The sequence below is a fragment of the Ruegeria sp. AI2 genome (assembly GCF_056541275.1).
This window is the reverse complement of the sequence record NZ_JBQFYB010000008.1, coordinates 57,447-81,530: the sequence shown is the minus strand read 5'-3', so window position 1 is coordinate 81,530 and position 24,084 is coordinate 57,447. Positions and strand designations below refer to the sequence as shown.

At 58.2% G+C, this 24,084-nt stretch carries 27 protein-coding genes; 16 read left to right on the top strand and 11 right to left on the bottom strand.

All coding sequences use genetic code 11. From position 1 onward, the window contains the following. Positions 1–45: 45 nt before the first annotated feature. Positions 46–3,399 (bottom strand): carbamoyl-phosphate synthase large subunit, encoded by a 3,354-nt coding sequence (carB, locus tag ACR0LL_RS14470; protein WP_480587901.1) that lies wholly within the window; start codon positions 3,397–3,399, stop codon positions 46–48. A gap of 178 nt (positions 3,400–3,577) precedes the next feature. Between carB and ACR0LL_RS14465 the strand changes: the two genes are divergently transcribed. From ACR0LL_RS14465 to aspS, 4 genes are all read left to right on the top strand, one after another. Further along, complete coding sequence (locus tag ACR0LL_RS14465; RefSeq protein WP_480587900.1) at positions 3,578–4,705, top strand: aminodeoxychorismate synthase component I; 1,128 nt, start codon at positions 3,578–3,580, stop codon at positions 4,703–4,705. Next, positions 4,660–5,307 (top strand): aminotransferase class IV family protein, encoded by a 648-nt coding sequence (locus tag ACR0LL_RS14460; protein ID WP_480505948.1) that lies wholly within the window; start codon positions 4,660–4,662, stop codon positions 5,305–5,307. Before ACR0LL_RS14465 ends, ACR0LL_RS14460 begins: the two co-directional genes overlap by 46 nt. Further along, the gene (locus ACR0LL_RS14455; RefSeq protein ID WP_480565369.1) at positions 5,304–5,975 is read left to right on the top strand and encodes a CPBP family intramembrane glutamic endopeptidase; all 672 of its coding nucleotides are present in this window, start codon (positions 5,304–5,306) and stop codon (positions 5,973–5,975) included. The genes ACR0LL_RS14460 and ACR0LL_RS14455 overlap by 4 nt, the downstream gene beginning before the upstream one ends. 79 nt (positions 5,976–6,054) lie before the next feature. Continuing rightward, positions 6,055–7,830 (top strand): aspartate--tRNA ligase, encoded by a 1,776-nt coding sequence (gene aspS, locus ACR0LL_RS14450; RefSeq protein ID WP_480587898.1) that lies wholly within the window; start codon positions 6,055–6,057, stop codon positions 7,828–7,830. Positions 7,831–8,010: 180 nt separating this feature from the next. On the opposite strand, the gene ACR0LL_RS14445 is transcribed toward aspS, so the two are convergent. Continuing rightward, complete coding sequence (locus ACR0LL_RS14445) at positions 8,011–8,730, bottom strand: response regulator (RefSeq protein ID WP_480587897.1); 720 nt, start codon at positions 8,728–8,730, stop codon at positions 8,011–8,013. A 136-nt stretch (positions 8,731–8,866) separates the two neighbouring features. On the opposite strand from ACR0LL_RS14445, the gene mce reads away from it, so the two are divergent. Together mce and ACR0LL_RS14435 are read left to right on the top strand one after the other, a co-directional pair. Then, a complete protein-coding gene (mce, locus tag ACR0LL_RS14440) occupies positions 8,867–9,271 on the top strand; it encodes a methylmalonyl-CoA epimerase (RefSeq protein WP_170346086.1) in 405 nt (134 codons plus the stop codon). Between the two features lie 24 nt (positions 9,272–9,295). After that, the gene (locus ACR0LL_RS14435) at positions 9,296–9,568 is read left to right on the top strand and encodes a DUF1467 family protein (RefSeq protein ID WP_209504749.1); all 273 of its coding nucleotides are present in this window, start codon (positions 9,296–9,298) and stop codon (positions 9,566–9,568) included. A 6-nt stretch (positions 9,569–9,574) separates the two neighbouring features. On the opposite strand, the gene ACR0LL_RS14430 is transcribed toward ACR0LL_RS14435, so the two are convergent. Together ACR0LL_RS14430 and ACR0LL_RS14425 are read right to left on the bottom strand one after the other, a co-directional pair. Further along, positions 9,575–10,285: an EI24 domain-containing protein gene (locus tag ACR0LL_RS14430; RefSeq protein WP_480587895.1), complete on the bottom strand. Its 711-nt coding sequence runs from the start codon at positions 10,283–10,285 to the stop codon at positions 9,575–9,577. Beyond that, entirely contained in the window at positions 10,270–10,848 is a 579-nt protein-coding gene (locus tag ACR0LL_RS14425; RefSeq protein ID WP_267364247.1) for a nitroreductase family protein, read from the bottom strand. The genes ACR0LL_RS14430 and ACR0LL_RS14425 overlap by 16 nt, the downstream gene beginning before the upstream one ends. Positions 10,849–10,982: 134 nt before the next feature. Here ACR0LL_RS14425 and ACR0LL_RS14420 point away from each other — a divergent pair, with 134 nt between their 5' ends. Next, positions 10,983–11,258 carry a DUF167 domain-containing protein gene (locus ACR0LL_RS14420; protein ID WP_480587894.1) on the top strand — a complete coding sequence of 92 codons (276 nt, stop codon included), beginning with the start codon at positions 10,983–10,985 and terminating at the stop codon, positions 11,256–11,258. Here ACR0LL_RS14420 and ACR0LL_RS14415 read toward each other — a convergent pair. Continuing rightward, positions 11,255–11,494, bottom strand: coding sequence for a hypothetical protein (locus ACR0LL_RS14415; protein ID WP_267364243.1), 240 nt, complete (start codon positions 11,492–11,494; stop codon positions 11,255–11,257). The two genes, ACR0LL_RS14420 and ACR0LL_RS14415, sit on opposite strands and share 4 nt — an antisense overlap. Positions 11,495–11,615: 121 nt before the next feature. Between ACR0LL_RS14415 and ACR0LL_RS14410 the strand changes: the two genes are divergently transcribed. From ACR0LL_RS14410 to ACR0LL_RS14390, 5 genes are all read left to right on the top strand, one after another. Further along, entirely contained in the window at positions 11,616–12,323 is a 708-nt protein-coding gene (locus ACR0LL_RS14410; protein WP_480587892.1) for a M48 family metallopeptidase, read from the top strand. Next, a complete protein-coding gene (locus ACR0LL_RS14405; protein ID WP_267366455.1) occupies positions 12,320–12,688 on the top strand; it encodes a YigZ family protein in 369 nt (122 codons plus the stop codon). Before ACR0LL_RS14410 ends, ACR0LL_RS14405 begins: the two co-directional genes overlap by 4 nt. Positions 12,689–12,756: 68 nt before the next feature. After that, positions 12,757–13,008: a DUF6455 family protein gene (locus ACR0LL_RS14400; protein WP_267366457.1), complete on the top strand. Its 252-nt coding sequence runs from the start codon at positions 12,757–12,759 to the stop codon at positions 13,006–13,008. A 14-nt stretch (positions 13,009–13,022) separates the two neighbouring features. Then, positions 13,023–13,292 (top strand): DUF6455 family protein, encoded by a 270-nt coding sequence (locus ACR0LL_RS14395; RefSeq protein ID WP_480587890.1) that lies wholly within the window; start codon positions 13,023–13,025, stop codon positions 13,290–13,292. Continuing rightward, on the top strand, positions 13,292–13,552 hold the full coding sequence (locus ACR0LL_RS14390) for a DUF6455 family protein (RefSeq protein ID WP_480539282.1): 261 nt from the start codon (positions 13,292–13,294) through the stop codon (positions 13,550–13,552). The genes ACR0LL_RS14395 and ACR0LL_RS14390 overlap by 1 nt, the downstream gene beginning before the upstream one ends. On the opposite strand, the gene ACR0LL_RS14385 is transcribed toward ACR0LL_RS14390, so the two are convergent. Then, positions 13,553–13,795: a CDGSH iron-sulfur domain-containing protein gene (locus ACR0LL_RS14385; RefSeq protein WP_480587888.1), complete on the bottom strand. Its 243-nt coding sequence runs from the start codon at positions 13,793–13,795 to the stop codon at positions 13,553–13,555. It lies immediately after the preceding gene. Between the two features lie 228 nt (positions 13,796–14,023). On the opposite strand from ACR0LL_RS14385, the gene ACR0LL_RS14380 reads away from it, so the two are divergent. Beyond that, positions 14,024–14,212 carry a hypothetical protein gene (locus ACR0LL_RS14380; protein ID WP_209504738.1) on the top strand — a complete coding sequence of 63 codons (189 nt, stop codon included), beginning with the start codon at positions 14,024–14,026 and terminating at the stop codon, positions 14,210–14,212. Between the two features lie 137 nt (positions 14,213–14,349). Here ACR0LL_RS14380 and rimO read toward each other — a convergent pair whose 3' ends face one another. Beyond that, complete coding sequence (rimO, locus tag ACR0LL_RS14375; RefSeq protein ID WP_480587887.1) at positions 14,350–15,738, bottom strand: 30S ribosomal protein S12 methylthiotransferase RimO; 1,389 nt, start codon at positions 15,736–15,738, stop codon at positions 14,350–14,352. A 95-nt stretch (positions 15,739–15,833) separates the two neighbouring features. Between rimO and ACR0LL_RS14370 the strand changes: the two genes are divergently transcribed. Continuing rightward, a complete protein-coding gene (locus ACR0LL_RS14370) occupies positions 15,834–17,789 on the top strand; it encodes an AsmA family protein (protein WP_480587885.1) in 1,956 nt (651 codons plus the stop codon). Between the two features lie 47 nt (positions 17,790–17,836). On the opposite strand, the gene ACR0LL_RS14365 is transcribed toward ACR0LL_RS14370, so the two are convergent. Genes ACR0LL_RS14365 through ACR0LL_RS14350 form a run of 4 tightly spaced genes read right to left on the bottom strand, consistent with a single transcriptional unit; the run spans position 17,837 to position 22,408 of the window. Beyond that, on the bottom strand, positions 17,837–19,333 hold the full coding sequence (locus ACR0LL_RS14365) for a phosphomannomutase/phosphoglucomutase (RefSeq protein ID WP_480587883.1): 1,497 nt from the start codon (positions 19,331–19,333) through the stop codon (positions 17,837–17,839). Positions 19,334–19,348: 15 nt separating this feature from the next. Next, the gene (kdsA, locus tag ACR0LL_RS14360) at positions 19,349–20,182 is read right to left on the bottom strand and encodes a 3-deoxy-8-phosphooctulonate synthase (protein ID WP_480587881.1); all 834 of its coding nucleotides are present in this window, start codon (positions 20,180–20,182) and stop codon (positions 19,349–19,351) included. Positions 20,183–20,187: 5 nt separating this feature from the next. Next, the gene (locus ACR0LL_RS14355) at positions 20,188–21,771 is read right to left on the bottom strand and encodes a KpsE/RkpR family capsule polysaccharide export protein (protein ID WP_480587878.1); all 1,584 of its coding nucleotides are present in this window, start codon (positions 21,769–21,771) and stop codon (positions 20,188–20,190) included. After that, entirely contained in the window at positions 21,749–22,408 is a 660-nt protein-coding gene (locus tag ACR0LL_RS14350; protein WP_209504732.1) for an ABC transporter ATP-binding protein, read from the bottom strand. The genes ACR0LL_RS14355 and ACR0LL_RS14350 overlap by 23 nt, the downstream gene beginning before the upstream one ends. Before the next feature lie 249 nt (positions 22,409–22,657). On the opposite strand from ACR0LL_RS14350, the gene ACR0LL_RS14345 reads away from it, so the two are divergent. Next, positions 22,658–23,245, top strand: a complete 588-nt coding sequence (locus ACR0LL_RS14345) for a uracil-DNA glycosylase family protein (RefSeq protein ID WP_480587875.1) — start codon at positions 22,658–22,660, stop codon at positions 23,243–23,245. After that, the gene (locus ACR0LL_RS14340; protein WP_480587872.1) at positions 23,238–24,026 is read left to right on the top strand and encodes an SseB family protein; all 789 of its coding nucleotides are present in this window, start codon (positions 23,238–23,240) and stop codon (positions 24,024–24,026) included. The genes ACR0LL_RS14345 and ACR0LL_RS14340 overlap by 8 nt, the downstream gene beginning before the upstream one ends. The last annotated feature ends 58 nt before the right edge of the window (positions 24,027–24,084 follow it).

The following is a 24,084-nucleotide window of genomic DNA, read 5'->3' as shown; positions in this document are numbered from 1 at the left end:
GCCCCAGAGTTTCCTCTGGGGCTTTTTCGTTTGGGTCAGGGGTCTTTACCCCTGTAGCGATTTCACCTCAACGTCGCCCTCAGCTTGTGCCTTGATCGCCAGTGCTGCGGCGTTGGCCCCTGCAGCGGTGGTGAAATACGGGATCTTGTCATACAGCGCGATCGAGCGGATGGCCTTGCTGTCCTCAACCGCCTGCGCACCTTCGGTGGTGTTCATCACCAGCTGCACCTGACCGTCTTTCAGCATGTCCACAACATCCGGGCGGCCTTCGTACACCTTGTTCACCACGTCACAGGCAACACCCTGTTTGTCCAGCCAGCTTTGGGTACCGCGTGTGGCCACAAGCGTGAAACCCTGATCAACCAGAACTTGTGCCGCTTCCAGCATGGCTTTGCCCTTGTCGGCATCCTTGATCGAAATGAACGCACGGCCAGAGGACGGCAGCACCATGCCCGCGCCCATCTGCGCCTTGAGGAACGCGCGTGGGAAGTCACGGTCCCAGCCCATCACCTCGCCGGTCGAGCGCATTTCCGGGCCAAGGATGGTGTCGACGCCGGGGAAACGGGCGAAGGGCATGACGGCCTCTTTCACCGAGAACCAGGGCATATCCGGATCGGCCAGCGTCATCTGGTCCGCGATCTTGGTGTCCTTGCCTTCCTGATAGGGCGGGCGCATCGGGAAATCGGCCAACTTCTCGCCCGCCATGATGCGCGCCGCAATCGACGCAATCGCACTGTCGGTGGCCTTGGCAACAAACGGCACGGTGCGCGAGGCGCGCGGGTTCACTTCGATCAGATAGATCTCATCATCCTTGATCGCGAATTGCACATTCATCAGGCCAACAACATTCAGCGCCTTGGCCAGCTTGAACGCCTGATCCTTGATCTGCCCGATGATCTCTTTCGACAGCGAATAGGGCGGCAGCGAACAGGCGGAATCGCCCGAGTGAACGCCCGCTTCTTCGATGTGCTGCATGATACCCGCGACGTGAACGTCGGTGCCGTCACACAGGGCGTCTACGTCCAGTTCGACTGCGCCGGCCAGATAGCTGTCCAGCAGTACGGGGCTGTCGCCGGAGACCACAACGGCCTCGTTGATATAGCGTCGCAGCTGATCCATATCGCGCACGATTTCCATCGCGCGACCGCCCAGAACGTAAGAGGGGCGGATGACCAGCGGGAAACCGATCTCTTCCGCAATCTCCAGCGCCTTTTCGTCGGTCGAGGCAATGCCGTTTCTGGGCTGTTTCAGGCCCAGTTCATTGACCAGCGCCTGGAACCGTTCGCGGTCTTCGGCCAGGTCGATTGCGTCCGGCGTGGTACCCAGAATCGGAATACCCTCGGCCTCAAGCGCGTTGGCCAGCTTCAACGGTGTTTGACCACCGAACTGAACGATCACGCCGTGCAGCGTGCCATTTTCCTGTTCTTTCGTCAGGATTTCCATGACGTGTTCAAAGGTCAGCGGCTCAAAATACAGACGGTCCGAGGTGTCGTAGTCGGTCGAAACCGTCTCGGGGTTGCAATTGACCATGATGGTCTCGTACCCGGCCTCGGTCAGCGCATAACAGGCGTGGCAGCAGCAATAATCGAACTCGATCCCCTGACCGATCCGGTTCGGACCACCACCAAGAATAACGACCTTCTTGCGGTCGCTTGGGCGTGCCTCGCATTCGACATCGCCCATCATCGGGGCTTCGTAGGTCGAGTACATATAGGGGGTTTGCGCTTCGAACTCAGCAGCGCAGGTATCGATGCGTTTGAAGACCGCGGTAACGCCCAGATTGTGGCGGGCGCGGCGCACGTTATCTTCGCTGCGGCCTGACAGATTGCCCAGACGCGCATCGGTAAAGCCCAGCATCTTGAGCTTGCGGATGCCTTCTTCGGTCACTGGCAGACCGTCCTTGCGCACGGTGCGTTCTGCTTCGATGATCTCGCGAATGCGGGCCAGGAACCAAGGGTCAAACTTGGTGACGCCAAAGATTTCATCGTCGGCCAGGCCATGACGCATGGCTTGTGCGATAGTGCGCAGACGGTCGGGGGTCTGCTTGCTGATCGCCTTGATGACATGCGCCTTGTCATCGCTGCTTTCGACCTCATCCCACAGGCCGATGCTCAACCCCGGAATTTCGATCTCATCAAACCCGGTCAGGCCGGATTCCATCGATGCCAGCGCCTTCTGCATGGATTCGTGGATGGTGCGCCCGATGGACATCGCCTCACCCACTGACTTCATTGCAGTGGTCAGGTAGGGTTCAGAGCCGGGGAATTTTTCAAACGCGAATTTCGGGATCTTGGTGACGACATAGTCGATGGTAGGTTCGAACGACGCAGGCGTGACCTTGGTGATGTCATTGTCCAACTCGTCCAGCGTGTAGCCCACGGCCAGTTTCGCGGCGATCTTGGCAATCGGGAAACCCGTCGCCTTGGAGGCCAGCGCCGATGAACGCGACACGCGCGGGTTCATTTCGATCACAACCATGCGGCCATCATCGGGGTTGATCGCCCATTGCACGTTCGAGCCGCCGGTTTCCACCCCGATCTCGCGCAGCACGGCAATCGAGCCGTTGCGCATGATCTGGTATTCCTTGTCGGTCAGCGTCAGGGCAGGGGCCACGGTGATCGAGTCACCCGTGTGCACGCCCATCGGGTCGACGTTTTCGATGGAACAGACGATGATGGCGTTGTCGGCAGTGTCGCGCACCACTTCCATCTCGTATTCTTTCCAGCCCAGCAGGCTTTCATCGACGAGGATCTGGTTGACAGGCGAGGCATCCATGCCCGAGCGGCAGAAATGGATATAATCCTCGCGGTTATAGGCCACGCCGCCGCCTGTGCCGCCCAAGGTAAAGGCCGGGCGGATGATGGCGGGCAGGCCGATTTCCTCCAACTCGTCCAGAGCGATCTGCACACCTGCTTCCAGATCGGCAGAGCCGTCGGCCTTCTTGGGGGCGGTCACGATGGTGGCTTTGGGGTTTTCCAGCCCCAGCCGATCCATCGCCTCGCGGAACAATTTGCGATCCTCGGCCATCTCGATGGCGTCGCGTTTGGCACCGATCATCTCGACACCGAACTTGTCCAACACCCCCATCTCTTCCAGCGCGAGCGAGGTGTTCAGACCGGTTTGCCCGCCCATTGTTGGCAGCAGGGCGTCAGGGCGTTCCTTTTCGATGATCTTGGCGACGACCTCGGGCGTGATCGGCTCGATATAGGTGGCATCGGCAAGTCCGGGGTCAGTCATGATTGTCGCCGGGTTCGAGTTGACCAGAATAACCCGGTAACCTTCTTCGCGCAGGGCCTTGCAGGCCTGAGCGCCGGAATAGTCGAACTCGCAGGCCTGACCGATAACAATGGGACCCGCCCCGATGATCATGATCGACTTGATGTCGGTTCTCTTCGGCATGGCCTGGCCCCTTCGATTTTGCACGAGTCGCTGGCGCCGCCCAAGCGCCCAAATTGTCGTGCGTTATAGGGACCACGCAGAAAGGTTCAAGGGGTATCGGAAACAGAAGCGAAATTGCCGCTTTCCCCCCTTTCCCCTGCCAGAGTATTCTCTATATCGCCCTTCACGGCAAAAGAGGATGCAGTTGCGTATTCGTTTTGATCAGGGACCAGCCGGTCGCGGAACCCGGTTTCAGCGCCCGACTCGGATTATCCGCGCGGATACGGCGGAGGACGTGCCCCAGGCTCTGGCGGCGCTGGATGAGGCGCGCGCGGGCGGGGCCTGGCTGGCTGGCTATGCCAGTTATGAACTGGGATATGTGCTTGAACCCCGGCTGATCAATCTTTTGCCGGAATCGCGTCGGCTGCCCTTGCTGTGCTTTGGGGTCTACGGCGCGCCGGATCGGGTTGCTTTACCGACGCCCGCGGGCGAGGTGCGCGCGTTTCAGCCGCGCTGGGACGAGGCGCGCTATGGCGAAGCCTTTCAAGTGGTGCATGATGCCATCGGTGCCGGTGATATCTATCAGGCGAACCTGACCTTTCCGATTGACCTGACCGTCTCGGGCAGCAGTGAAACCCTTTATGCGGCACTGGCAGCGGGGCAGCCCGTTGGGCATGGTGCGCTGGTGCAGCAGGTCGGGTTGCCGGATTTGCTCAGCCGCTCGCCAGAGTTGTTCTTCCGCACAGACGCGGATGGAAAGATCGAGACTCGACCGATGAAGGGCACCCAGCCGCGCAGCGAAGACCCGGACGAGGATATGCGGCGCCGGGCGTTTCTGACCACGGACGAAAAGAACCGGGCGGAAAACCTGATGATCGTCGATCTTCTGCGCAACGATATCAGCCGTGTCGCATTGCCCGGTTCCGTTCATGTCCCTGAACTGTTCAAGGTGGAAACTTATGCGACAGTGCATCAGATGGTTTCACTTGTCCGTGCCCAGTTGCTCAAATGCGCAGGGCTCAGCGATATACTGACGGCGTTGTTTCCCTGCGGCTCGATCACGGGCGCCCCCAAAATTCGCGCCATGGAAATTCTGGCCGGGCTGGAACCCTGGCCACGCGACATCTATTGTGGCACCATCGGCTGGGCCGCGCCTGATGGCCGGTCCGAGTTCAACGTGGCCATCCGTACGCTGATGCTGGAAGACGATCAGGCCACCCTGAACGTGGGCGGGGGCCTTGTCTGGGACAGCACCGCCCCGGCAGAATATGAGGAGGCGCTATGGAAAGCCCGCTTCGCCCGCCAGCTGAGCCTGATTTCCGCCTGATCGAAACACTGGCGTTTCGGCCAGGTCAGGGCTTTGTCCGAAAAGACCGTCACCTTGCGCGCATGGCCCGAACCGCTGCGGCCTTTGGCCTTCCCTTCAACCCGGATTCAGCGACCGCCGCGCTGGATGGCGCGTTGGGCGACACCCCCTTGCGGTGCCGCCTTACACTGGACGCATCGGGCGCATTCGAATTGACCACCGGGGTTCTGGCCAGCAACCCTCCGGTCTGGCGCATCGCCCTGTCTGATCAGCGACTGGCTTCCAATGATCTTTGGCTGCGTCACAAGACAAGCCGCCGCGCCCTTTATGACAATACTCGCGCCGCGCTGACGGATGGCATAGACGAGGTGTTATTCCTGAATGAGCTTGATGAGCTGTGTGAGGGCACCATCAGCAACCTTTTCGTCGAAAAACAGGACGGTCGTATTCTGACACCTGCGCTCTCCAGCGGTCTGTTGCCTGGCATATTGCGCGAAGAATTACTGGATAAAGGAACGGTGTCTGAGGCCGTGCTGACCTTGAGCGACCTGAAAAATGCACAAACTGCCTACATGGGCAATTCATTGCGCGGGCTGATCCGGGTGGAGCTGATAGACACGTGACCAAAGACAGCGCGATGGTCGGACCGCCGGTTGCATTGCCGCGGTTAAGAGTTGAGTTCGGCCTGTTCTATGTTGTCCTGCCGCTGATCATCGCGGTTTTGTTTCCACCGAACTGGATGTTTCCGGCTCTGTTTGCCCTGACCGGGCTGGGGATCATGCTGCTGCATTGGACACCGGGCTTTCAATGGGCCGAGTTGCGCTATGATTGGGCCAACTGGTCGCTTCGCGAAGTTGTGCTGTTTACCGCTTTCATGTCCGTGTTTTGCGTTGGGCTGATTCAGGTGACACGCCCCGACGCCGCGTTTTTTCTGCTAGTACACCGCCCTGAGATGCTGGCGTTTATCTGGATCGGTTATCCTGTTTTGTCTGCACTGCCACAGGAACTTCTGTTCCGCCCACTGTTCTTCCGTCGCTATCACGCGATCCTGCCAGAAGGGCGCGCGGCTTATGTGCTGAATGCTGCCATCTTCTCGTTCGCGCATCTGATGTATTGGAGCTGGATTGTCGTCCTCATGACATTTGCGGGCGGGCTGCTGTTTGCATGGGCCTACAGGCAGCGCGGCTCGTTCTTCTATGCGGTGCTGCTGCACGCGATTGCGGGCAATATCATCTTTGCGGTCGGGCTGGGTGTCTATTTCTACTCAGGCAACGTGCAAAGGCCGTTTTGACAGGGCGACCCGCCTTGACTTTCCGGGCCTGACAGGGTGTATCGGCGCGACGAATTCTGCGCCCGAAGGGATATGATCCATGCACGCCTATCGCAGCCACACCTGCGCCGCACTGACCGCCGCTAATGTCGGTGAAACCGTTCGCCTGTCCGGTTGGGTGCATCGGGTCCGAGATCACGGGGGCGTCCTGTTCATCGACCTGCGCGACCATTTTGGTGTGACACAGGTTTTGTGCGATGGCGACAGCGCCGCTTTTGCTGCGCTTGAAAAGGTGCGTTCCGAATGGTGCATCCGCATCGACGGAACCGTCAAGGCGCGTGCCGCCGAACTGGTTAACCCGAAACTGCCCACCGGTGAGATCGAGGTTTACGTGCGCGAACTGGAAGTTCTGGGGGCCGCCGAGGAACTGCCGCTGATGGTGTTCGGCGATCAGGAATACCCCGAGGAAACACGCCTGCGTTATCGTTACCTCGACCTGCGACGCGAGGCGATGCAGCGCAACATGACCCTGCGCTCGGACGTGGTGGCCTCCATGCGCAAGCGTATGTGGGATCAGGGGTTCCGCGAGTACCAGACGCCGATCATCACCGCGTCCTCGCCCGAAGGCGCGCGTGACTTCCTTGTGCCGTCGCGCCTGCATCCGGGCAAGTTCTACGCGTTGCCGCAAGCCCCACAGCAGTTCAAGCAGCTGATTATGGTGTCGGGTTTCGACAAGTATTTCCAGATTGCGCCCTGCTTCCGCGACGAAGACCCGCGCGCCGACCGCTCACCCACCGATTTCTACCAGCTCGATCTCGAGATGTCCTTTGTCGAGCAGCAGGACGTGTTCGACACGATCCAGCCCGTTTTGACCGGTGTGTTCGAAGAGTTCGGCGGTGGCCGCAAGGTCGATCAGGACTGGCCGCAGATTTCCTACAAGGATTCGGCGCTGTGGTACGGCACGGACAAGCCCGACCTTCGGAACCCTATCAAAATGCAAGTGGTCTCTGACCACTTCCGGGGGTCTGGCTTCGCGATTTTTGCAAAGCTGCTCGAACAGGAAGGCACCGAAATTCGCGCTATCCCCGCGCCAACCGGTGGCAGCCGCAAGTTCTGTGACCGCATGAACACATTTGCCCAGAAAGAGGGTCTGCCTGGTATGGGCTACATCTTCTGGCGCGATCAGGGCGAAGGGATGGAGGCTGCGGGCCCGCTGGCCAAGAACATCGGCCCCGAGCGGACCGAGGCTATCCGTCAGCAATTGGGTCTGGGTGTCGGCGATGCGGCGTTTTTCCTGGGCGGCAAGCCGAAAGCCTTTGAAAAGGTTGCAGGCAAGGCGCGCGATGTGATCGGCGACGAGCTTGGCCTGACCGAGAAAGACCGCTTTGCCTTTGCCTGGATTGTTGATTTCCCGATCTACGAGCAAGACGAAGAAACCGGCGCGATCGACTTTGAGCACAACCCGTTTTCGATGCCGCAGGGCGGCATGGAAGCGCTACAGGGCAATCCGCTGGATGTGCGCGGGTATCAGTATGACCTCGCGTGCAATGGATATGAGCTGGTGTCGGGTGCGATCCGGAACCACAAGCCGGAAATCATGCTGAAGGCCTTTGAACTGGCAGGCTATGGCGAGGATGAAGTGAAATCCCGCTTTGGCGCTCTGTTCAACGCCTTCCACTACGGTGCGCCGCCGCACGGTGGCTGCGCCGCTGGGATCGACCGGATCGTGATGCTGTTGGCGGATGAGGCCAATATCCGCGAGGTCATGATGTTCCCTATGAACCAGCGGGCCGAAGATCTGATGATGGACGCGCCTTCAGACCCGACCTCGGATCAACTGATGGAACTGGGCTTGCGCCTAATCCCGCAGGACTGAACGAGAGCCGCCCGCATCAAGCGGGTGGTTTCGTTTTGAAGCCGATTAGCATTCGCGGGTCAGTCCAGTGGGTTGTTCAAATCGCCTCGGTTGACACGAATTGAGCGTGCAGTCTGCCGTGTTTGGCGATAGGCCCAGATGCACAGAAGCGTTGCAGTGATGAAATAAGCTGCAATCACGTCAAATCGCCTTTCTCTGTTCCAGGCGGTTCTGCACCATGCCGGCGACCTGCGCTGCCTGCGCGGTGATCGGTGCGCCGTTCGCCCGTGAAAGCGCCAGCTTTCGGGCGGCTTCTGCCAACGGTCTGTCATCGGCTTCTCGTGCGACCCCTTGCAGGAACTGGGCAGCGTAATCCCATGTGCGATGATCGTTGGGCCCGGTAAGGACATCGGCGATATGGGCCATGTCGTCCTGATAAGCCATCGGGTCGGGTTGGATGACTTCGTCGCGAACCGAGTGGAGCCCGCTTGGGCGTCGATCCTCGGGCAGGCGCTCCAGAATGGACTTCTGAAAATAAGACAATGATTTTATCGGCTTGGACAGAAAGCCATCCGCCCCGGCAGCGTGGGCCAGACCTTCGGTGGCGTCATCGCCCGACAGGCCCATGATCACGCTGATCCGTGGTGAAGCTTCGGCCAGTTCGGCGATCAGGTCAGCTCCGGACCCGTCGGGCAGGCCCATATCGACCAGAATGACCGAGGGGCGATAGATCTGCAGGTGTCGCCGTGCCGATTTCAGGCAGTCAGCGCGTCGGATACGTGCGCCGCTATGCAGGCACATCAGGCGGATCGCATCGCAGGCATATCGGCTGTCTTCAACAACCAGAATTGTCTGCCCCAGCAAAGGCCGCGTTGCGGTGGGCGTGGCGGCGGTGGTGGCAATGAGGCCCGAATCGTCCATGGCAGCTCTCCTATCCAGCAGATGCTTCACGCTAGGAACTTCTGGCTAACACGACGTTAACGCGCGATTTGGCGCACTTGTTCTTTCGCAGAGCAGCCCCCATAACCCACGCAACGCAGGACATCAGGAGTGAGACATGATTGGACGTCTGAACCACGTTGCCATCGCCGTACCCGACCTTGAGGCGGCATCCGAGCAATACCGCAATGCGCTGGGCGCCAAGGTTGGCGCGCCGCAGGACGAACCGGATCATGGCGTCACGGTTGTGTTCATCGAACTGCCCAACACCAAGATCGAACTTTTGTACCCGCTGGGCGACGACAGCCCTATCAACGGGTTTCTGGAAAAGAACCCGGCAGGTGGTATTCATCACGTATGCTATGAGGTCGAAGACATCATCGCCGCCCGTGATCATTTAAAAGCGACCGGTGCCCGTGTTCTGGGGTCGGGTGAACCCAAGATCGGCGCGCATGGCAAACCGGTGCTGTTCCTGCATCCTAAAGACTTCAACGGCTGCCTTGTCGAGCTGGAACAGGTATGATCCGCAAAACCGGGAGGGCCTGAAGTGACCATTACCGCTGCACTGGTGCTGTTCGCCGTCATCTGGTTCATGACGTTGCTTGTGGTTCTGCCCATTCGCATCAAAACTCAGGGTGACCTGAACGATATCGTTCCGGGCACCCATGCGGGCGCGCCGGAAGTCCATCATCTGAAGGCCAAGATGTGGATCACCACCGCCATTGCAGTGGTTTTGTGGGTTATCATTGCCGGGATCATCATATCTGGTGCAATTTCAGTGCGGGACTTCGACTGGTTGAACCAACTGGAGCCGCGCTAATCTGTGTCAGACCTTTTGGCCTGACACAGCATGAAAAATATGGGTGAATGTCGCCGCGCCAAGGATCGGGATCACCAGATTCAACAGCGGTATCGACAGCGGGATGGCCATCAGCGTTCCAGCGACCCAGATCGTGGTCGAATGCCTGGCCCGCAGTTGGCGCGCGCCATCCCGCCCGATCCGGCGCATTGCAGCCAGCGTGAAGTATTCCCGCCCCAACAGGAACCCGTTCATGGCCCAGAAGATGAAGGGCGCAAACGGGGTGAAGATCGCATAGAGGATCAGCGCCAGCAGGTTCGCGACAATCAGCACGCCAAGAAAGCTGAGGCCGTCCAACAGGGCTTCTGACACCGGGATGCGTCGTGCAGGTGGCAAGTCTGGAAAGTGCTTGTCCTCGACCGCCTGTGCCACCTCGTCCAGAAAGATCGATGTGATGGCTGACGCCACCGGCACCATCAGGAAAACAGGCAGGATCAGGACGAGAACGATACCTGAATAGTTCAGAACGTCGTTCAGCCACGGGACAGCTCCGACAAATGGCAGCGAGATTTCACTGCCCGACAACCAGTTGATCAAGCTGATCGCACCCGCACAGGCGAGACCCAGCAACAGGATGGTCAAACCTACACCGCGCAGCAGAACGGCGCGGAATTTGGGGTCTCCGATCTGGCCGAGCGCGCTGAAAAAGGCGTTCAGGATGATCATTCTGTGATCCATTCCGTCAAGGCTGCCACATCGGGCCGCGGGCGTTCGGGTGGTGCTGTTCCCTCGGTGGCGATATGTATCAGCCCGGCGACACGTTCGTTGTCGGCAAGCCCAAAGGCGTCAACGCAGAAGTCGTGGTCATGGGTTTGCCAACCCGATAGCCAGTTTGCGCCCCAGCCTGCGGCCAGCGCGGCATTCAGCAGGGCCAGACAGACCGCGCCCGCAGAATAGGTTTGTTCGATCGCGGGTATTTTCTCGGACGGTTTTTGTACTTCGATCACGGCTACGGCCAGATGCCCCATGTCGAACTGGCTGCGCGCTTTTGCAATGTCTTCCGGACTTTTGTTCAGCCGTTGCCCGCAGGCCTCGGTCAGGGTTGCCAACCGTGCCATGGCCCCCTGTTCCAGAACGATAAATCGCCAGGGTTCCAGTTTTCCGTGATCGGGGCTGCGTGCGGCTGCGGTCAGCAGGGGGCGCAATTCGTCCCGTGTCGGAGCCGGGGCAACCAGTGTCTTGGCGGGTCGGGACCGGCGCGACTGCAAAAACTCCAGAGCAGCGGGGTTTTTCATGGACATATGTTAACTTCCTTTACATCACGTCTCTGTATCTTGGTCGGCATGCCGAGGGTTTCAAGGGCGCGGCGACGGATCGCGTGGATCAATTTCATTCCACCGCCCATCATGCAAGACTATTGAGGGAAGGGGCGACAATGGCGAAATTCAAACTACGAGATCTGCCGGATCTCAGCGCGCAGGCGCACGCCGGGGCAACGTTTCATCTGAAAGTTACACCCAAGGCCGCGCGCGACCGGATGGTCGTAAAAGACGGGCAGATCAGGGTATTTGTCACGGCACCGCCTGACAGTGGCAAAGCCAACCATGCGGTTCAGGTGATCCTTGCGAAATGTCTTGGCGTTGCCCCTTCGACACTGACACTCAAGCAGGGGCAAACCGCGCGCAACAAGGTGTTTGTCTATGTGCCCTAAGGCCCCGTTTCACGGATCTGGTAAACCCCCTCGGGCAGGTCCAGCGCCGCGGCCAGATCGCGGACCTGTTCGGGCGACAAGGTGATCTTTTGCACCTGGTCGGTTCGCGGATCAAACTGTTCCAGCGTGACGCATTCGGCGAAATTGTTGATCACAACATCCTCTTGCAAAGGTTTTTCACCTTCGTCCACAAGCGTTATGACCGTCGAGTCGAATTCATGCTCAATCGAAAACATAAGGACAGAGTGCAAGCCGTCGACGCGCAATGCAAGACGTTCGTTTCAAAGCATTGTGTGGTCACTCTGAACAGCACGTACTATGTTGAAATCACGGTCAGACCGAGCCGAAGGATGTAACATGCGCAGACGCTTTGTTTTGGTGCTTCCCCTGCTGCTTGCGGCCTGTGCGGAAGGTGCACTGCGCGTGCAACCCGCCGAGGATTGGCTGGGTGAAGGGCCGGAGTCCGAAACCATGGCCCAGACCTTTCGCGAAGTCAGCCAGAACATTGGGGCCCAGGCTCGCAGCCAGTGTTTGAAACAATCAAGGCTTCAGAAATGCGATTTCCGGATTCTCGTTGATCTGAACCCACGTGCGCCGGCCAATGCGTTTCAGACATTGGACGACCAGAAGCAACCCACCATAATCTTTACACTTGCGATGATCCGCTCCACACAAAATGCAGATGAACTGGCTTTTGTCATGGGGCACGAGGCGGCCCATCACGTTTTGGGCCACATCGCACGGCAAAGCGAAAATGCCAGCGCAAGCGCAACTGAGTTCGGAAAGGCGGAAAAGCTGCGCGGGGGCGACGCCGCCGACATAGAAGAGGCCCAGAAAGTTGGGGCGCAGGTTGGTGTTCAGGCTTATGTGAAGGATTTTGAGCTTGAGGCTGACCAGATGGGCACGATCATTACACATAATGCGGGCTACAACCCGCTGGTTGGGGCGAAGTTCTTTGACCGGATTCCGGATCCCGGCGACAGGTTTCTGGGCACCCACCCGCCAAATGCGCAGCGCGTTCACATCGTGCTTGAAACCGCGACGCAACTGGGACTGACGCAATGACCGATCTTGTGCGCCTTGGCGTGATTTTGACGGATCGCGGGTCGAAATATGCGGTTTCCGGGGCGCGCGTGGTATCACGCGCGGAAGTTGACGCGGTTTTGGACCAACTGAAGTCCGATAAATCTTATGCCAAGGCCACACATAACACGTGGGCCGCCTCCTTGCCGACCGGCGCGCTGAAGGCCGATGATGGGGAAAGCGGGGCCGGTATGGTAATCCTGCGGATGATCGAGCGTGCAGGGCTGGACAATCACGTGATCATCGTCACCCGCTGGTACGGAGGCAAAAAGCTGGGTGGGGACCGCTTTCGCCGCGTTCAGGATGCAACCCGGGCCTATCTGGACCACATCGGCGTCCAATCTTGACCTGTATCAAAGTCTGACCTTCCGGATGCGCTAGGATTTCGTAAAGCGCGAAAGGGAAAGGATATAGCATGCCCACCCGAGAGTCCTTGCGGCTTCATGCCGGATTGGTGGACGATATGGCCAGAATGCTGGACATCGATCTTGAGGAAGCAGCCATTGGCGGCAAGCTATCTGTCGACCAGATTTCTGACGCAGTTCTGCGATGTACCGATTGTCCGAACCCGGATCATTGTCAGGATCTGCTTAAGAAAATGGCGACCGCTGGGCGGACACCTGAATATTGCCGTAACCAGGAGTTACTGCACAAATTGATGCCTTAACTGTCAGGTTCGCCATGCCACGTCTCGGTGAAATCATGGCCCACCTGCGCCTGGTACTGCGGATGGGCGAGGTCACAGGAACCGACCTGGCCGCAGCCTATCGGGACGGTCACCTGAAACATGAGGATTGGGCCGAGATCGTGCAGCAATGCCGAGGCTGTGCCTGGGCCAGAACCTGCCCAGAGTGGCTGGAACGGCGCGAACAGATTGATCATGCCCCATGCACATGCCCGAACCGTGAGCGTTTCAAGGCCATCAAAGTTTTGCAAGCGGAGGACGCGTGATGCCTCGGGATATTCTGGGTGAGGTCGAAAAGCACTTTTGGTTGACGCGCTCTGTCTCGCGAAGCATGGGAATTTCACTGAGCGAAGCCATGGCCGAAGGGCGGCTGTCGCCCGAAGAATACGCCGAACTGGTCACGCGCTGTCGCGCATCGGGTTGTGATGCGCAATGCACCAGCTGGCTGGCTCAGCGGCAGCATCCAGCGGACACGGCCCCGGATTTCTGTGCAAATTCAGAGACACTGAACAGATTAAAAGGTTGATCAAAGGTCTTTATGCGTTCCATCGCATAGCGGCGCGTTTGCACTGTGTTTGCACCCGCAAAAGAAGACCTTTTTGCTGGTCTCGGCCGTGTATTTCACCGGTTCGAACCCGCTGTCCTTATGTGATCCATCGCAAAAGGGCTGCCGGTTCGATTTTCCACACGCGCACCAGAAATAGGTTTTCCCTTCGACAACCTCGACTGAAAAAGGGGTTTTCTGGGCAATAACGGGTGTGTCTGACATGTGGTTTCTCCGTCTTTGGCTGAAAACGTCGCACAATTTAGGGCAGTACAGACAAAAGGGTAGATGTAATGCCTCAAGGATCATCGTTTGGGCTTCGAACTGGCATGGAATCGCTCTGACTCACAAGGTTGTGATCGAATTGGTTGCCAGATTGCCGTTCAGACCGTATTCTGATTGCGGCCCCGAAAAGCTGGGCAATATCAGAAAAGTAATAGAGGATTGACGGACATGAAACTGAAACTTGCAGCCGTTGGCGCATTTGCCCTGGTCCTGACCGCTTGTGCGCAGCAGGAAGAACCGACCCCTGTTTACGTACAACCCGACTATGACAAGTATGGCTCGGCCAGCTGCTCGGCAGGCTATGAACTGGCAACAACCGAAGCAGGTCAAACCGTCTGCAACCCGGTTTCTCAGTAAGCTTATCGCAGGCGGTCTGACTACGGACCGCCTGCACCATTTTCAGGAATTATCACCGCCATTCATGGCGGTTTTTTTCTACCTGCGCTGTACGGGGTAACTATTCACCCCAGGGCATTATGGGCAGGTTACTGGCGTCAAACGGGTTTTCCCCACAGATCGTATTCCCCCGCCTCGTCCACTTCGACCGTGACGATATCGCCGGGAGTGAAGCCTTCGAAGCCCTCGTCAATAAACAGGTTGCCGTCGATCTCAGGCGCGTCCGATTTTGTGCGGCAGGTGGCGGCTTCGTCATCCACTTCGTCGACGATTACTTGAAGCTTTTGTCCGACTTTAGCCTGCAACTTGGCTTCTGAAATGGCCTGCGCCTTTTCCATGAAGCGATCCCAACGTTCTTGTTTGACTTCTGCCGGGACGTGATCGGGCAGGTCGTTTGAGCGCGCACCATCCACGTTTTCGTATTGAAAACAGCCGACACGATCCAGTTGCGCCTCATCCATCCAGTCCAGCAGGGTTTGGAATTCGGCCTCAGACTCACCGGGATAGCCAACGATAAAGGTCGAACGCAGGGTGATATCCGGGCAGATTGCGCGCCAGGTCTGAATTTCGTCCAGAGTTTTGGCCGCTGCCGCGGGGCGGGCCATCCGTTTCAGAACATCCGGGTGGGCGTGCTGGAACGGGATATCCAGATAGGGCAGTATGTTGGACCCGGCGTCCGCCATCAGCGGGATCAACTCGCGCACATGTGGATAGGGATAGACATAGTGCAGCCGCACCCAGGCATCCATCTGACCCAGTTCTCGGGCCAGATCGGTGATGTGGCTGCGTACCTCGCGGTCTTTCCACGGGTTCACATCGTATTTCCGGTCCAGCCCATAGGCCGAAGTATCCTGCGAGATCACCAGCAGTTCGCGCACGCCATTTTCGACCAGCTTTTCCGCCTCGCGTAGAACCGCATAGGCCGGACGGCTGGCCAGTTTTCCCCGCATATCGGGGATGATGCAGAACTTGCATTTGTGGTTACAGCCCTCGGAGATTTTCAGATAACTGTAGTGGCGGGGGGTCAGTCGAACGCTGCTGGCGGGCAGCAGATCGACGAACGGGTCAGGGTCAGGGGGAACGGCGGCGTGAACCGCATCCAGTACCTGTTCATACTGATGCGGACCGGTGACCGCCATGATGCGGGGGTGGTGTTCGCGGATGTAATCCGGTTCGGCCCCCAGACAGCCGGTGACGATGACCTTGCCGTTTTCAACCAGTGCCTCTCCGATTGCGTCCAGCGATTCCGCCTTGGCGCTGTCGAGGAACCCGCAGGTGTTCACAATGACGGCATCGGCCCCGGCATAATCGGGCGAAATGCCGTATCCTTCAGCACGAAGCCGGGTCAGAATGCGTTCGCTGTCGACCAAAGCTTTTGGACAGCCCAGCGACACCATGCCGATCGTCGGCTGGTTTGAACGGGGTGTCTCGGTGATCCGGGCGGCCGGAGCCAGGTCAGGGCGGAGGTTTGGCGGGTTCGTCGTCATGGCGCGGCATATAGTGGGGAAAGCTTCCCCTTGCAAATGTGACGTGCGATTTGAATGATCGCGGCAAAGACAAGCCAAAAGGCGGAGAGCAGATCATGAAATGGCTGATACGCATCCTGTTTATTGTTGTGGCGGTAGTTGGGCTGGTCATTGGCGCGCTATTGCTGATGCCAGGCGACAAGCTTGGCGCGATTCTGGCCGAGCAGGTCAAAGCCCAGACAGGGCGCGAACTGACATTGAGCGGCGATGTGCGCCTGTCGTTCTGGCCCGTGCTGGGTATGGAAACCGGGCCGGTGCGTTTTGGGAACGCCAGCTGGGCCGGGCCAGAGCCGATGCTGAGCGCTGATAGCCTTGCCGTGGGCGTGGATGCTGCTGCGCTTTTGAATGGGGATCTGCGGATCAAACGTGTTTTCGCGGAAAACCCTGTGCTGCGGCTGGAGCGTTCGCAAGGGCGCGGAAACTGGGAGCTGAGCGCGCCTGTGACCACCGCGACTGCCACACCGTCTGCGGGGACGGTTCCGGCAGGCGCATCGTCGGCCGTAACTTTGGAAGAGTTGCAGCTAAATAATGCGCGACTGATCTATGTGGAAGAAGGTGCCGCGCAGATGGATTTTCCTGATGTCACCTTGTCGGCCAGTTGGCCTCTGGTCACTGCGCCGATGGTAATGGAAGCATCAATGCCTGTACCCGGAGGTGCTGTTCAGGTTGATTTGAAGATCCCGGACTTGCCAGCTTTTGCCGCAGGGTCCGTAACCGCGCTTGAACTGGCCCTGACTGCACCGGGTGGTGAGATAGGCTTTGACGGCCACGTCAATCTGGCCGGAGAGATGGACGGGACCACAAAGATCACCACCCGAGATACGGAAAAGATGCTGGCGGCCTTCGGTCAGGCGGGTGTGGCTGTGCCGTGGGGATTGGGTAACGTTGCTGATATCTCTGCACAAATGACCTATACGCGGGACGGTCGGATTTCCCTGCGAAGCATGACAGCGCAGTTGGATGGCAACCGGTTCGTCGGAGAGGCGGATATCACCATTTCCGATCCCCCTCAGATCGTCGCACGGTTGGATGCGGGCGATCTTGACCTGTCAAAGATATCCGAAACCGGCACCGGGTCGGGTGGCGCGTCTCAACCTGCGTCACCAGTTCAGGAAGGTTGGTCAAAAGACCCAATCGACGCATCCGCATTGGCTTTGGCGAATGGAAATATTCGCCTGACGGCCAACTCAATCGCGGTTCCCGGCATGACCTTTGGGAAAAGTGACCTGACGCTGACACTGGACCGTGCGCGGGCGGTTTTTGCCATGCATCCGGCAACGTTGTTTTCGGGTCAGTTGAACGGACAGGTGGTTGCCAACAATCGCAATGGCCTGTCCGTGGGTGGCAAGGTGACAGCAAGTGAGATTGATCTGAAACAGGCGTTGTCGACACTGGCCGGGGTCGAACGCCTGTCGGGAAGCGCGGCAGGAACCGTTGAGTTTCTGGGTGTAGGTCAGTCTGAGGATCAGATTATGCATTCTCTCAGCGGTAAGGGAAATCTGGATGTCGGGACGGGGGTAATATCCGGTTTCGATCTGGATCGACTTATGGGGCAGGGGACCGGATCAGGCGGGACAACTGTGTTCAACAGCCTGTCGGCCAGCTTCGCCATCGATCAGGGTGTGTTGACGAATAACGATCTGCTTATGTCGCTCAAGAATTTCCGCGCCGATGGTCAGGGGGTCGTGGGGCTGGGTGCGCGCAATATCGATTATCTGTTCACGCCCGTAGCTTTGCGGGCCAATTCGGGGCAGGGCATATCGGTGCCTGTGCGTATCGTTGGCCCGTGGAGCAACCCGTCAATCAAGCCGGATCTGACCAAGGTCATCGAAGCAGCGGCAGATGTGAAGGTCAAAGAGCTGGAAAACGACGCGAAACAGAAAGTTTTTGAAAAGGTTGGAAACGAGCTGGATACTACCATCACGGACAGCGATCAGATCGAAGATGCGCTTAAGAACAAGCTTGAAGAAGAGGCGAAGAAAGGGCTGCTCAAACTGTTTGGCGGCAACTGAGCAAGTGTTGCGCTTGGGGCGATCAGATATGCCCCAAGCAGTTTTCTTCAGATGGTCTGGTCGTAATCGCCAACACCGGGTTCGGTTCGGATCACCGCATCGATATCGGCAAAGATCGCCCGCATCTCAGCCTCGCTTTCGCTGCTTTCACAGACGACCACCAGATTGGGTGTGTTGGATGAAGCCCGCACCAGCCCCCAGCTGCCATTGTCCAGAATGACACGTGCGCCGTTCACCGTAACGACCTCTTTGATCGCACGGCCAGCAAATGTCTCACTAGCTTCGCTTTTGGCAACGAGCTTGTCGACCAGACGCTGCAGGATATCGTATTTTTCGGTATCTGCTGCATAAGGTGACATGGTGGGCGTTGACCATGTTTTGGGCAGCGCCTTGCGCAGGTCGGACATGCTTTGATCCGGGTTGCGGTCCATCAGCTTGCAGATCTCGACCGCGACGCGCATTCCGCAGTCGTAACCGCGCCCGACCGGTTCGGCCAGAAAGTAATGGCCCGACTTTTCGAACCCAGCCAGCGCGCCGATTTCCTTGACGCGCCGTTTCATGTGGCTGTGGCCGGTTTTCCAGTAATCCGCCTTGACGCCAAGGGACTGCAACTCGGGATCGCTGGCAAACAGGCCGGTAGATTTCACATCTGCGACAAAGGTCGATCCGGGGTGCAGCTTGGCAAGATCGCGGGCCATGATCACACCCACCTTGTCGGCAAAGATTTCTTCGCCTTCATCATCTACGACGCCACAACGATCACCGTCACCGTCAAACCCAAGCGCCAGATCGGCACCGCTGGATTTTACCGTTGCCGCCATGTCATGCAGCATTTCCATCGCTTCGGGGTTCGGGTTGTAATTCGGGAAAGTGTAATCCAGCCGGTTATGGCTGGGGACGACCTCAACCCCCATCCGTTCGAAGATTTCGGGCGCAAAGGCCGAAGCGGTGCCGTTTCCGGTTGCGCAGACAATCTTTAGCGGGCGGGACACTTTGAAATCACCGACGAGGTCGTCGATATACGCTTCCTTCACGCCCTCGACGAATTCCCAAGATCCACCCTCATGCGCCTGACCTTCGCCGTTCAGAACGATGTCGCGCAATTCAGACATCTCGTCGGGGCCGTGTGTCAAAGGGCGGTCAAAGCCCATTTTGACCCCAGTCCAGCCGTTTGGATTGTGGCTGGCCGTAACCATCGCCACGGCCGGTACATCCAGATGAAACTGCGCGAAATAGGCCATTGGGCTAAGCGCAGGGCCAATGTCTTTCACGCGGATACCGGCCTGCATCAATCCCAGGATCAGGGCGTTTTTGATCGCCAGTGAATAGTCACGATAATCGTTTCCTACGGCGATCACGGGTTCGATCCCGCGCCTGCGCATTTGGGTACCCAGCCCAAGGCCCAGCGCTGTCATGCCTGGAAGGTTGATCTCTTCCGGATATTTCCAGCGGGCGTCATATTCGCGAAACCCGGTGGGTTTGATCATCGCGTCGCGCAGAAAACTCCAGGTGTTCGGTGTTACCTCGGGAATTGGTTTGGTCATAACAAGTCTCAGTCGTTAAATCTGAATAGGATCAGCTTTGGCCAGCGCATCGAAGCGCATCAAAGTGTCAATGAGTTGGGGCATCTGATCCAACGGAATCATGTTGGGCCCATCCGAAGGGGCATTGTCCGGATCCTGGTGTGTTTCAATGAACACCGCGCCAATACCCAGCGACACGGCGGCGCGCGCCATGACCGGTGCAAATTCGCGTTGCCCGCCCGAGGAGCCACCTTTTCCTCCCGGTTGCTGCACGGAATGGGTCGCATCCATCACCACCGGGTATCCGGTTTGGGCCATTTGCGGCAGGGACCGCATATCAGCCACCAGCGTGTTATAGCCGAACGAAGTGCCACGTTCGGTCAGCAGGATATTCGTGTTGCCTGTGCTTTCGATCTTGGACACGATATTGGGCATCTCCCACGGCGCAAGAAACTGACCCTTTTTCACATTGACCACTGCTCCCGTATTGCCCGCAGCCAGCAGCATATCCGTCTGGCGGCACAAAAACGCCGGGATTTGCAGGACATCTACCGCCTCGGCAGCGATGGCGCACTGCGCTTCGGTATGAACATCGGTCAGGACCGGAATGCCCATCGATTTGCGGATGCTATCCAGAACCTGCAACCCCGCATCAATGCCCATGCCACGCTTGCCGGACAGCGAGGTCCGGTTCGCCTTGTCATAAGATGCCTTGAAGACATATTGCGCGCCGGCTGCATCGCAGGCCTCTTTCATCTTGCCAGCAATCATCTGTGCGTGGTCTGCCGTTTCAAGCTGGCAAGGGCCTGCAATAATGGTCAGCGGAAGGTCGTTGCCGACTGTCAGGTCGGAGATTTTTACATGTTTCATGAGTCTTATGAGGATACCTGTTCACGAAGGACCGACGCGGTAAGCGAGATCATGAGGTAGATACCAGCAAACAACAGGAATGCCAAAATCGTATTTTCGAACGTGCGCGGATAGCTGGGTTCCTGACTTGGGATCGGGTTCACCGAGACGGTCAGGTAACGCACCTGCCGGTTAGCTTCGGATCGGGTCGATTCCATTTGCTGCATTGCCGTTTGCAGCATCATGTCCCGTGCCGCCAGATCCGCCTGAGCGATCTGGATGCGCACGCTCAACCGCGCCAGCGAATTTTCGCCATCGGAAGCATCCTGCATCTCGGCATTTAGTTGTTCCAGCACCCTTTCAAGCCGGGCAATATCAGCCTTGACGCCGTCGACCTTGGCTTTGTTCGGACGCAGGTTGTCTTGCAGGGCGGCAAGTTCAAGCTCTTTGTCCTGCACCAATATCTCGATCTCGTTGATGCGGGCGCGCAGGCTGGCAATGACATTCTCGGGGTCCAGCACCGCCCCTTGAAGCTGAAGCTCGATCAATTCCTCCTGCGCCTGCCGCCGCGCCTCCTGCGCCGCTTCAAAGCTTTCCAATGCGTCGCGCATCTGGTCTTCACGCTTCTTGCCGGACAGGGCATTCACCCGGGCTTCGGCGTAAGAGATCAAACGCTCCGAGAACTCGGTTGAGGTCTGTGCGTCTGGTGCAACAACCTCCATCCGAATGACCCCTTCGGTTGGATCATACCCGATTGTGATCATGCGTTTGAACAGCTTGTATGCGTCTTCCAGCGTGGCGTCGGGTGATAGCCTTTGAATCGGATCAATCACTTCCTGCTTGAAGACATCAGAAAAACCGGCGTCCCGATCCAGCAGCAACAAAGCCTCTTTCGATTCCAGGAAAGATTGAACCGAGATTGAATCCTGCGTGGTGGCGAATTGCGTCCCGGCGAGCAGCCCGCCGATGGAACCCGGCCCGCCATCGGCTTGCAGGATCAGAAACTCGGAATCGCTGGCATACATCGGGGTGGCGATGCGATAGAAATAGAACCCCACAACAAAGGTCGGAAGGAACACAAAGGCGGCCAGACGCGCGAAAAGGCCAAACAGCTTACGCCTGCGTCGACGCGCGATGTCCTTCTGAATCTGACCGACTTCAAGGTTGCGCCGCTCAGCCGGGCTGAGCTCGGGTCCCGGAAGGTTCGGTGTGCTTGTGCCTACAGATTGCGGCAACTGAATGCTGATCTTGTCTTTGACCTTCGAACTGTCGCCCTGTCCCGAGGGCTTTGCCGCGGCAAGATCAAGAAGGTTCGTGCGCTGAAACGGATCAATGCCTTTCTTGCGCAGCAAGCGCACCGCATCATAGTCCGATGTTGCTGCCAGTCCGTGTTTCTGCGCGAGTTTACGCGCAATACGCAACTGGCGGCCTGTCAGGCCTTCGCGCTTGATGTCGTCAATTTGCGTGCCTGGCTGGACCTCGGCCGCCGGTGCCTGACCTTGCGTCGCGCCCCGTATGCGCGAGATTGCATCCGCTCGCGCCTCGGCCGAATCGTCCACCTGTCGATTGCTGCGCCAGTTGTACTTTCTAACCTTGGGTTTCGTAGTCATATAGCTGCTTTGCCTCTTCCAAGGAGTCAAACATGTACAATTGCCCGTCCAGCAGAACGGCGGCCTGCTGAGCGAATTTTTCCAAAACAGTCGGGCTGTGCGACACGATCACCAATGTCGTGGTGCGCAACCTTTCCTTCAGGATCGCCCCTGCTTTTTCGTTGAATTCAACATCTGTAGACGCTGGCATCCCTTCATCGACAAGATACATGTCGAAATCCAGCGCCAGCATCAAAGAAAACGTGAATCGAGACCGCATCCCCGAAGAATAGGTGGACAGCGGCTGTTCGAAATATTCACCCAAACCGCAGAGCCATTTGCAATACGCCTCAACATAGTCCGGGTCCATGCCGTAAATCTTGGCGATGTATCGCGCGTTCTCAAGCGCCGACAACTTGCCGGTTACACCCCCGGTGAAACCCATGGGGAACGAGACCCGGCATTCGCGGCGGATCACGCCCTCGTCGGGTTTTTCCAGGCCGGCCATCATGTTGATCAGCGTGGTTTTGCCAGTACCATTCGGGGCCAGAACGCCCAGCGACGTGCCCAGTTCGACACGGAACGAGACCCTGTCCAGGATCACCTTGCGGCGCGTCCCGGTCCAGAAGGACTTGCTGACATTGTCGAACTCTAGCATTCGGGGCCTGCTGCTCGTTTCCGTTGTGTCGCCGCGCTTTCAGGCGGTCAGAAAGGATGGTTTTTACCGTTTCATGTTGGCTACATTATGTCGAATTATGAAACAAATGTTCAATGCGTTGCTGCCGACCCCTCAAACAACTGATCGGTTGTCGGCAATTCCGCTGCACTTCTGGTAATCTGCCGCACCTTTATTATGTGGTTTCACACCTGATCCTTGCAAAACAGCTTTGGGAGGTTTTGCAACAAGATGAAAGATTTAGATGGCGAAATCCGCGCGTGCCGCCTGTGCGCCGCGTCCTTTGCGCAAACCAAAACTGCCCATGAACCCCGCCCGGTGGTCTGGTTTCGGCGCGGAACACCCATCCTGATCGCAGGGCAGGCACCGGGTGCGCGCGTGCACGAGTCGGGGCAGCCCTTTACTGACCCGTCAGGCGACAGGCTGCGCCACTGGCTTGGGGTCGATGAACCTGTTTTTTATGATCGTGACCTTGTGTCGATTGTGCCCATGGCGTTCTGTTTCCCCGGCTATGATACCCGCGGCGCGGACCTTCCTCCGCCCGCGATATGCGGCAAAACCTGGCATGACAGGGTGATGCAGGAACTGGGGCAGGTGCCGTTGACGGTGTTGGTCGGTGGTCATGCGCATAAATATCATCTGGGCGCGCGAGGGTCGGTGACGGATACCGTTCGGAACTGGCAGGACCATGCGCCGCGGGTCTTTGCCTTGCCTCATCCGTCCTGGCGGAATACGGCATGGGTAAAGAAAAACCCGTGGTTCGAGGCAGAACTGCTGCCGGTTCTGCGCGCGCGGGTCCAAGAGGTGCTGAATGACTGAAGCCACAGCGTTGGACACGGCGCATGCCGCGATGCTGGCAGATCCGCAGAACGATGCTGCCCGTCTGCGGTTTTTTGAACGGCTTGCTGATAGTGAGCTGTTTTTGATGCTGACCGAGGAAGCGATGGGCGAAAACATCTCGCCCGAGGTGTTCGATGTGGCCGACGGGCGCTTTGTGTTGGCGTTCGACCGCGAGGAACGATTGGCGCGGTTTGCCGGGAGGCCAGTGCCTTATGTTGCGCTGTCGGGGCGTGTGTTGTCGGGGATGCTGGCAGGGCAGGGTATCGGGCTGGGCCTGAACCTGGAAACTGCGCCATCATCCATGCTGGTGCCTGCCGAGGCCCTGGGCTGGCTGGCCGAAACGTTGCAGCATGGCCCCAAAGAGGTCGAGGAAAAGCTTGCCGAGTTCATGCCGCCCTCCGGTCTGCCGGACAGCCTGTTGACCGCCCTTGATGCAAAGCTGGCAACTGCTGGCGGACTTGCCAGTGCGGCCTATCTGGTCGCCACGAAATCCGAGGCGGGCGCTCAGGGTCATTTGCTGGGGTTTGTCGGTGTGGTCGAAGGGGCCGAGACAGCGCTGGCCAAGGCAGCTTCGGAAGCGTTGACGTTTTCGGGGATCGAAGCGGGGGCGATGGATGTCGGGTTCTTTTCCACAGATGACGCCGCTGCCGCGCTGCTGGCGAAGACGGGACTTCGCTTTGACCTGCCCGAACCGCAGGTTGCAGATCTGGTGCGCGAGGTTCCGGGCAGCAATCCCGCGAAACCGCCAATTCTGAAGTAACGGCCAAAACGCAAACACGCGGCGCACAATGCACCGCGTGTCACTAGGATGGGACTCT

Excerpts from the sequence above, each read along its gene's own strand:
- carB (WP_480587901.1), bottom strand. The coding sequence starts at position 3,399 with ATGCCGAAGAGAACCGACATCAAGTCGATCATGATCATCGGGGCGGGT.
- ACR0LL_RS14465 (WP_480587900.1), top strand. The coding sequence starts at position 3,578 with ATGCAGTTGCGTATTCGTTTTGATCAGGGACCAGCCGGTCGCGGAACC.
- ACR0LL_RS14460 (WP_480505948.1), top strand. The coding sequence starts at position 4,660 with ATGGAAAGCCCGCTTCGCCCGCCAGCTGAGCCTGATTTCCGCCTGATC.
- aspS (WP_480587898.1), top strand. The coding sequence starts at position 6,055 with ATGCACGCCTATCGCAGCCACACCTGCGCCGCACTGACCGCCGCTAAT.
- ACR0LL_RS14445 (WP_480587897.1), bottom strand. The coding sequence starts at position 8,730 with ATGGACGATTCGGGCCTCATTGCCACCACCGCCGCCACGCCCACCGCA.
- mce (WP_170346086.1), top strand. The coding sequence starts at position 8,867 with ATGATTGGACGTCTGAACCACGTTGCCATCGCCGTACCCGACCTTGAG.
- ACR0LL_RS14430 (WP_480587895.1), bottom strand. The coding sequence starts at position 10,285 with ATGGATCACAGAATGATCATCCTGAACGCCTTTTTCAGCGCGCTCGGC.
- ACR0LL_RS14425 (WP_267364247.1), bottom strand. The coding sequence starts at position 10,848 with ATGTCCATGAAAAACCCCGCTGCTCTGGAGTTTTTGCAGTCGCGCCGG.
- ACR0LL_RS14420 (WP_480587894.1), top strand. The coding sequence starts at position 10,983 with ATGGCGAAATTCAAACTACGAGATCTGCCGGATCTCAGCGCGCAGGCG.
- ACR0LL_RS14415 (WP_267364243.1), bottom strand. The coding sequence starts at position 11,494 with ATGTTTTCGATTGAGCATGAATTCGACTCGACGGTCATAACGCTTGTG.
- ACR0LL_RS14410 (WP_480587892.1), top strand. The coding sequence starts at position 11,616 with ATGCGCAGACGCTTTGTTTTGGTGCTTCCCCTGCTGCTTGCGGCCTGT.
- ACR0LL_RS14405 (WP_267366455.1), top strand. The coding sequence starts at position 12,320 with ATGACCGATCTTGTGCGCCTTGGCGTGATTTTGACGGATCGCGGGTCG.
- ACR0LL_RS14400 (WP_267366457.1), top strand. The coding sequence starts at position 12,757 with ATGCCCACCCGAGAGTCCTTGCGGCTTCATGCCGGATTGGTGGACGAT.
- ACR0LL_RS14395 (WP_480587890.1), top strand. The coding sequence starts at position 13,023 with ATGCCACGTCTCGGTGAAATCATGGCCCACCTGCGCCTGGTACTGCGG.
- ACR0LL_RS14390 (WP_480539282.1), top strand. The coding sequence starts at position 13,292 with ATGCCTCGGGATATTCTGGGTGAGGTCGAAAAGCACTTTTGGTTGACG.
- ACR0LL_RS14385 (WP_480587888.1), bottom strand. The coding sequence starts at position 13,795 with ATGTCAGACACACCCGTTATTGCCCAGAAAACCCCTTTTTCAGTCGAG.
- ACR0LL_RS14380 (WP_209504738.1), top strand. The coding sequence starts at position 14,024 with ATGAAACTGAAACTTGCAGCCGTTGGCGCATTTGCCCTGGTCCTGACC.
- rimO (WP_480587887.1), bottom strand. The coding sequence starts at position 15,738 with ATGACGACGAACCCGCCAAACCTCCGCCCTGACCTGGCTCCGGCCGCC.
- ACR0LL_RS14370 (WP_480587885.1), top strand. The coding sequence starts at position 15,834 with ATGAAATGGCTGATACGCATCCTGTTTATTGTTGTGGCGGTAGTTGGG.
- ACR0LL_RS14365 (WP_480587883.1), bottom strand. The coding sequence starts at position 19,333 with ATGACCAAACCAATTCCCGAGGTAACACCGAACACCTGGAGTTTTCTG.
- kdsA (WP_480587881.1), bottom strand. The coding sequence starts at position 20,182 with ATGAAACATGTAAAAATCTCCGACCTGACAGTCGGCAACGACCTTCCG.
- ACR0LL_RS14355 (WP_480587878.1), bottom strand. The coding sequence starts at position 21,771 with ATGACTACGAAACCCAAGGTTAGAAAGTACAACTGGCGCAGCAATCGA.
- ACR0LL_RS14350 (WP_209504732.1), bottom strand. The coding sequence starts at position 22,408 with ATGCTAGAGTTCGACAATGTCAGCAAGTCCTTCTGGACCGGGACGCGC.
- ACR0LL_RS14345 (WP_480587875.1), top strand. The coding sequence starts at position 22,658 with ATGAAAGATTTAGATGGCGAAATCCGCGCGTGCCGCCTGTGCGCCGCG.
- ACR0LL_RS14340 (WP_480587872.1), top strand. The coding sequence starts at position 23,238 with ATGACTGAAGCCACAGCGTTGGACACGGCGCATGCCGCGATGCTGGCA.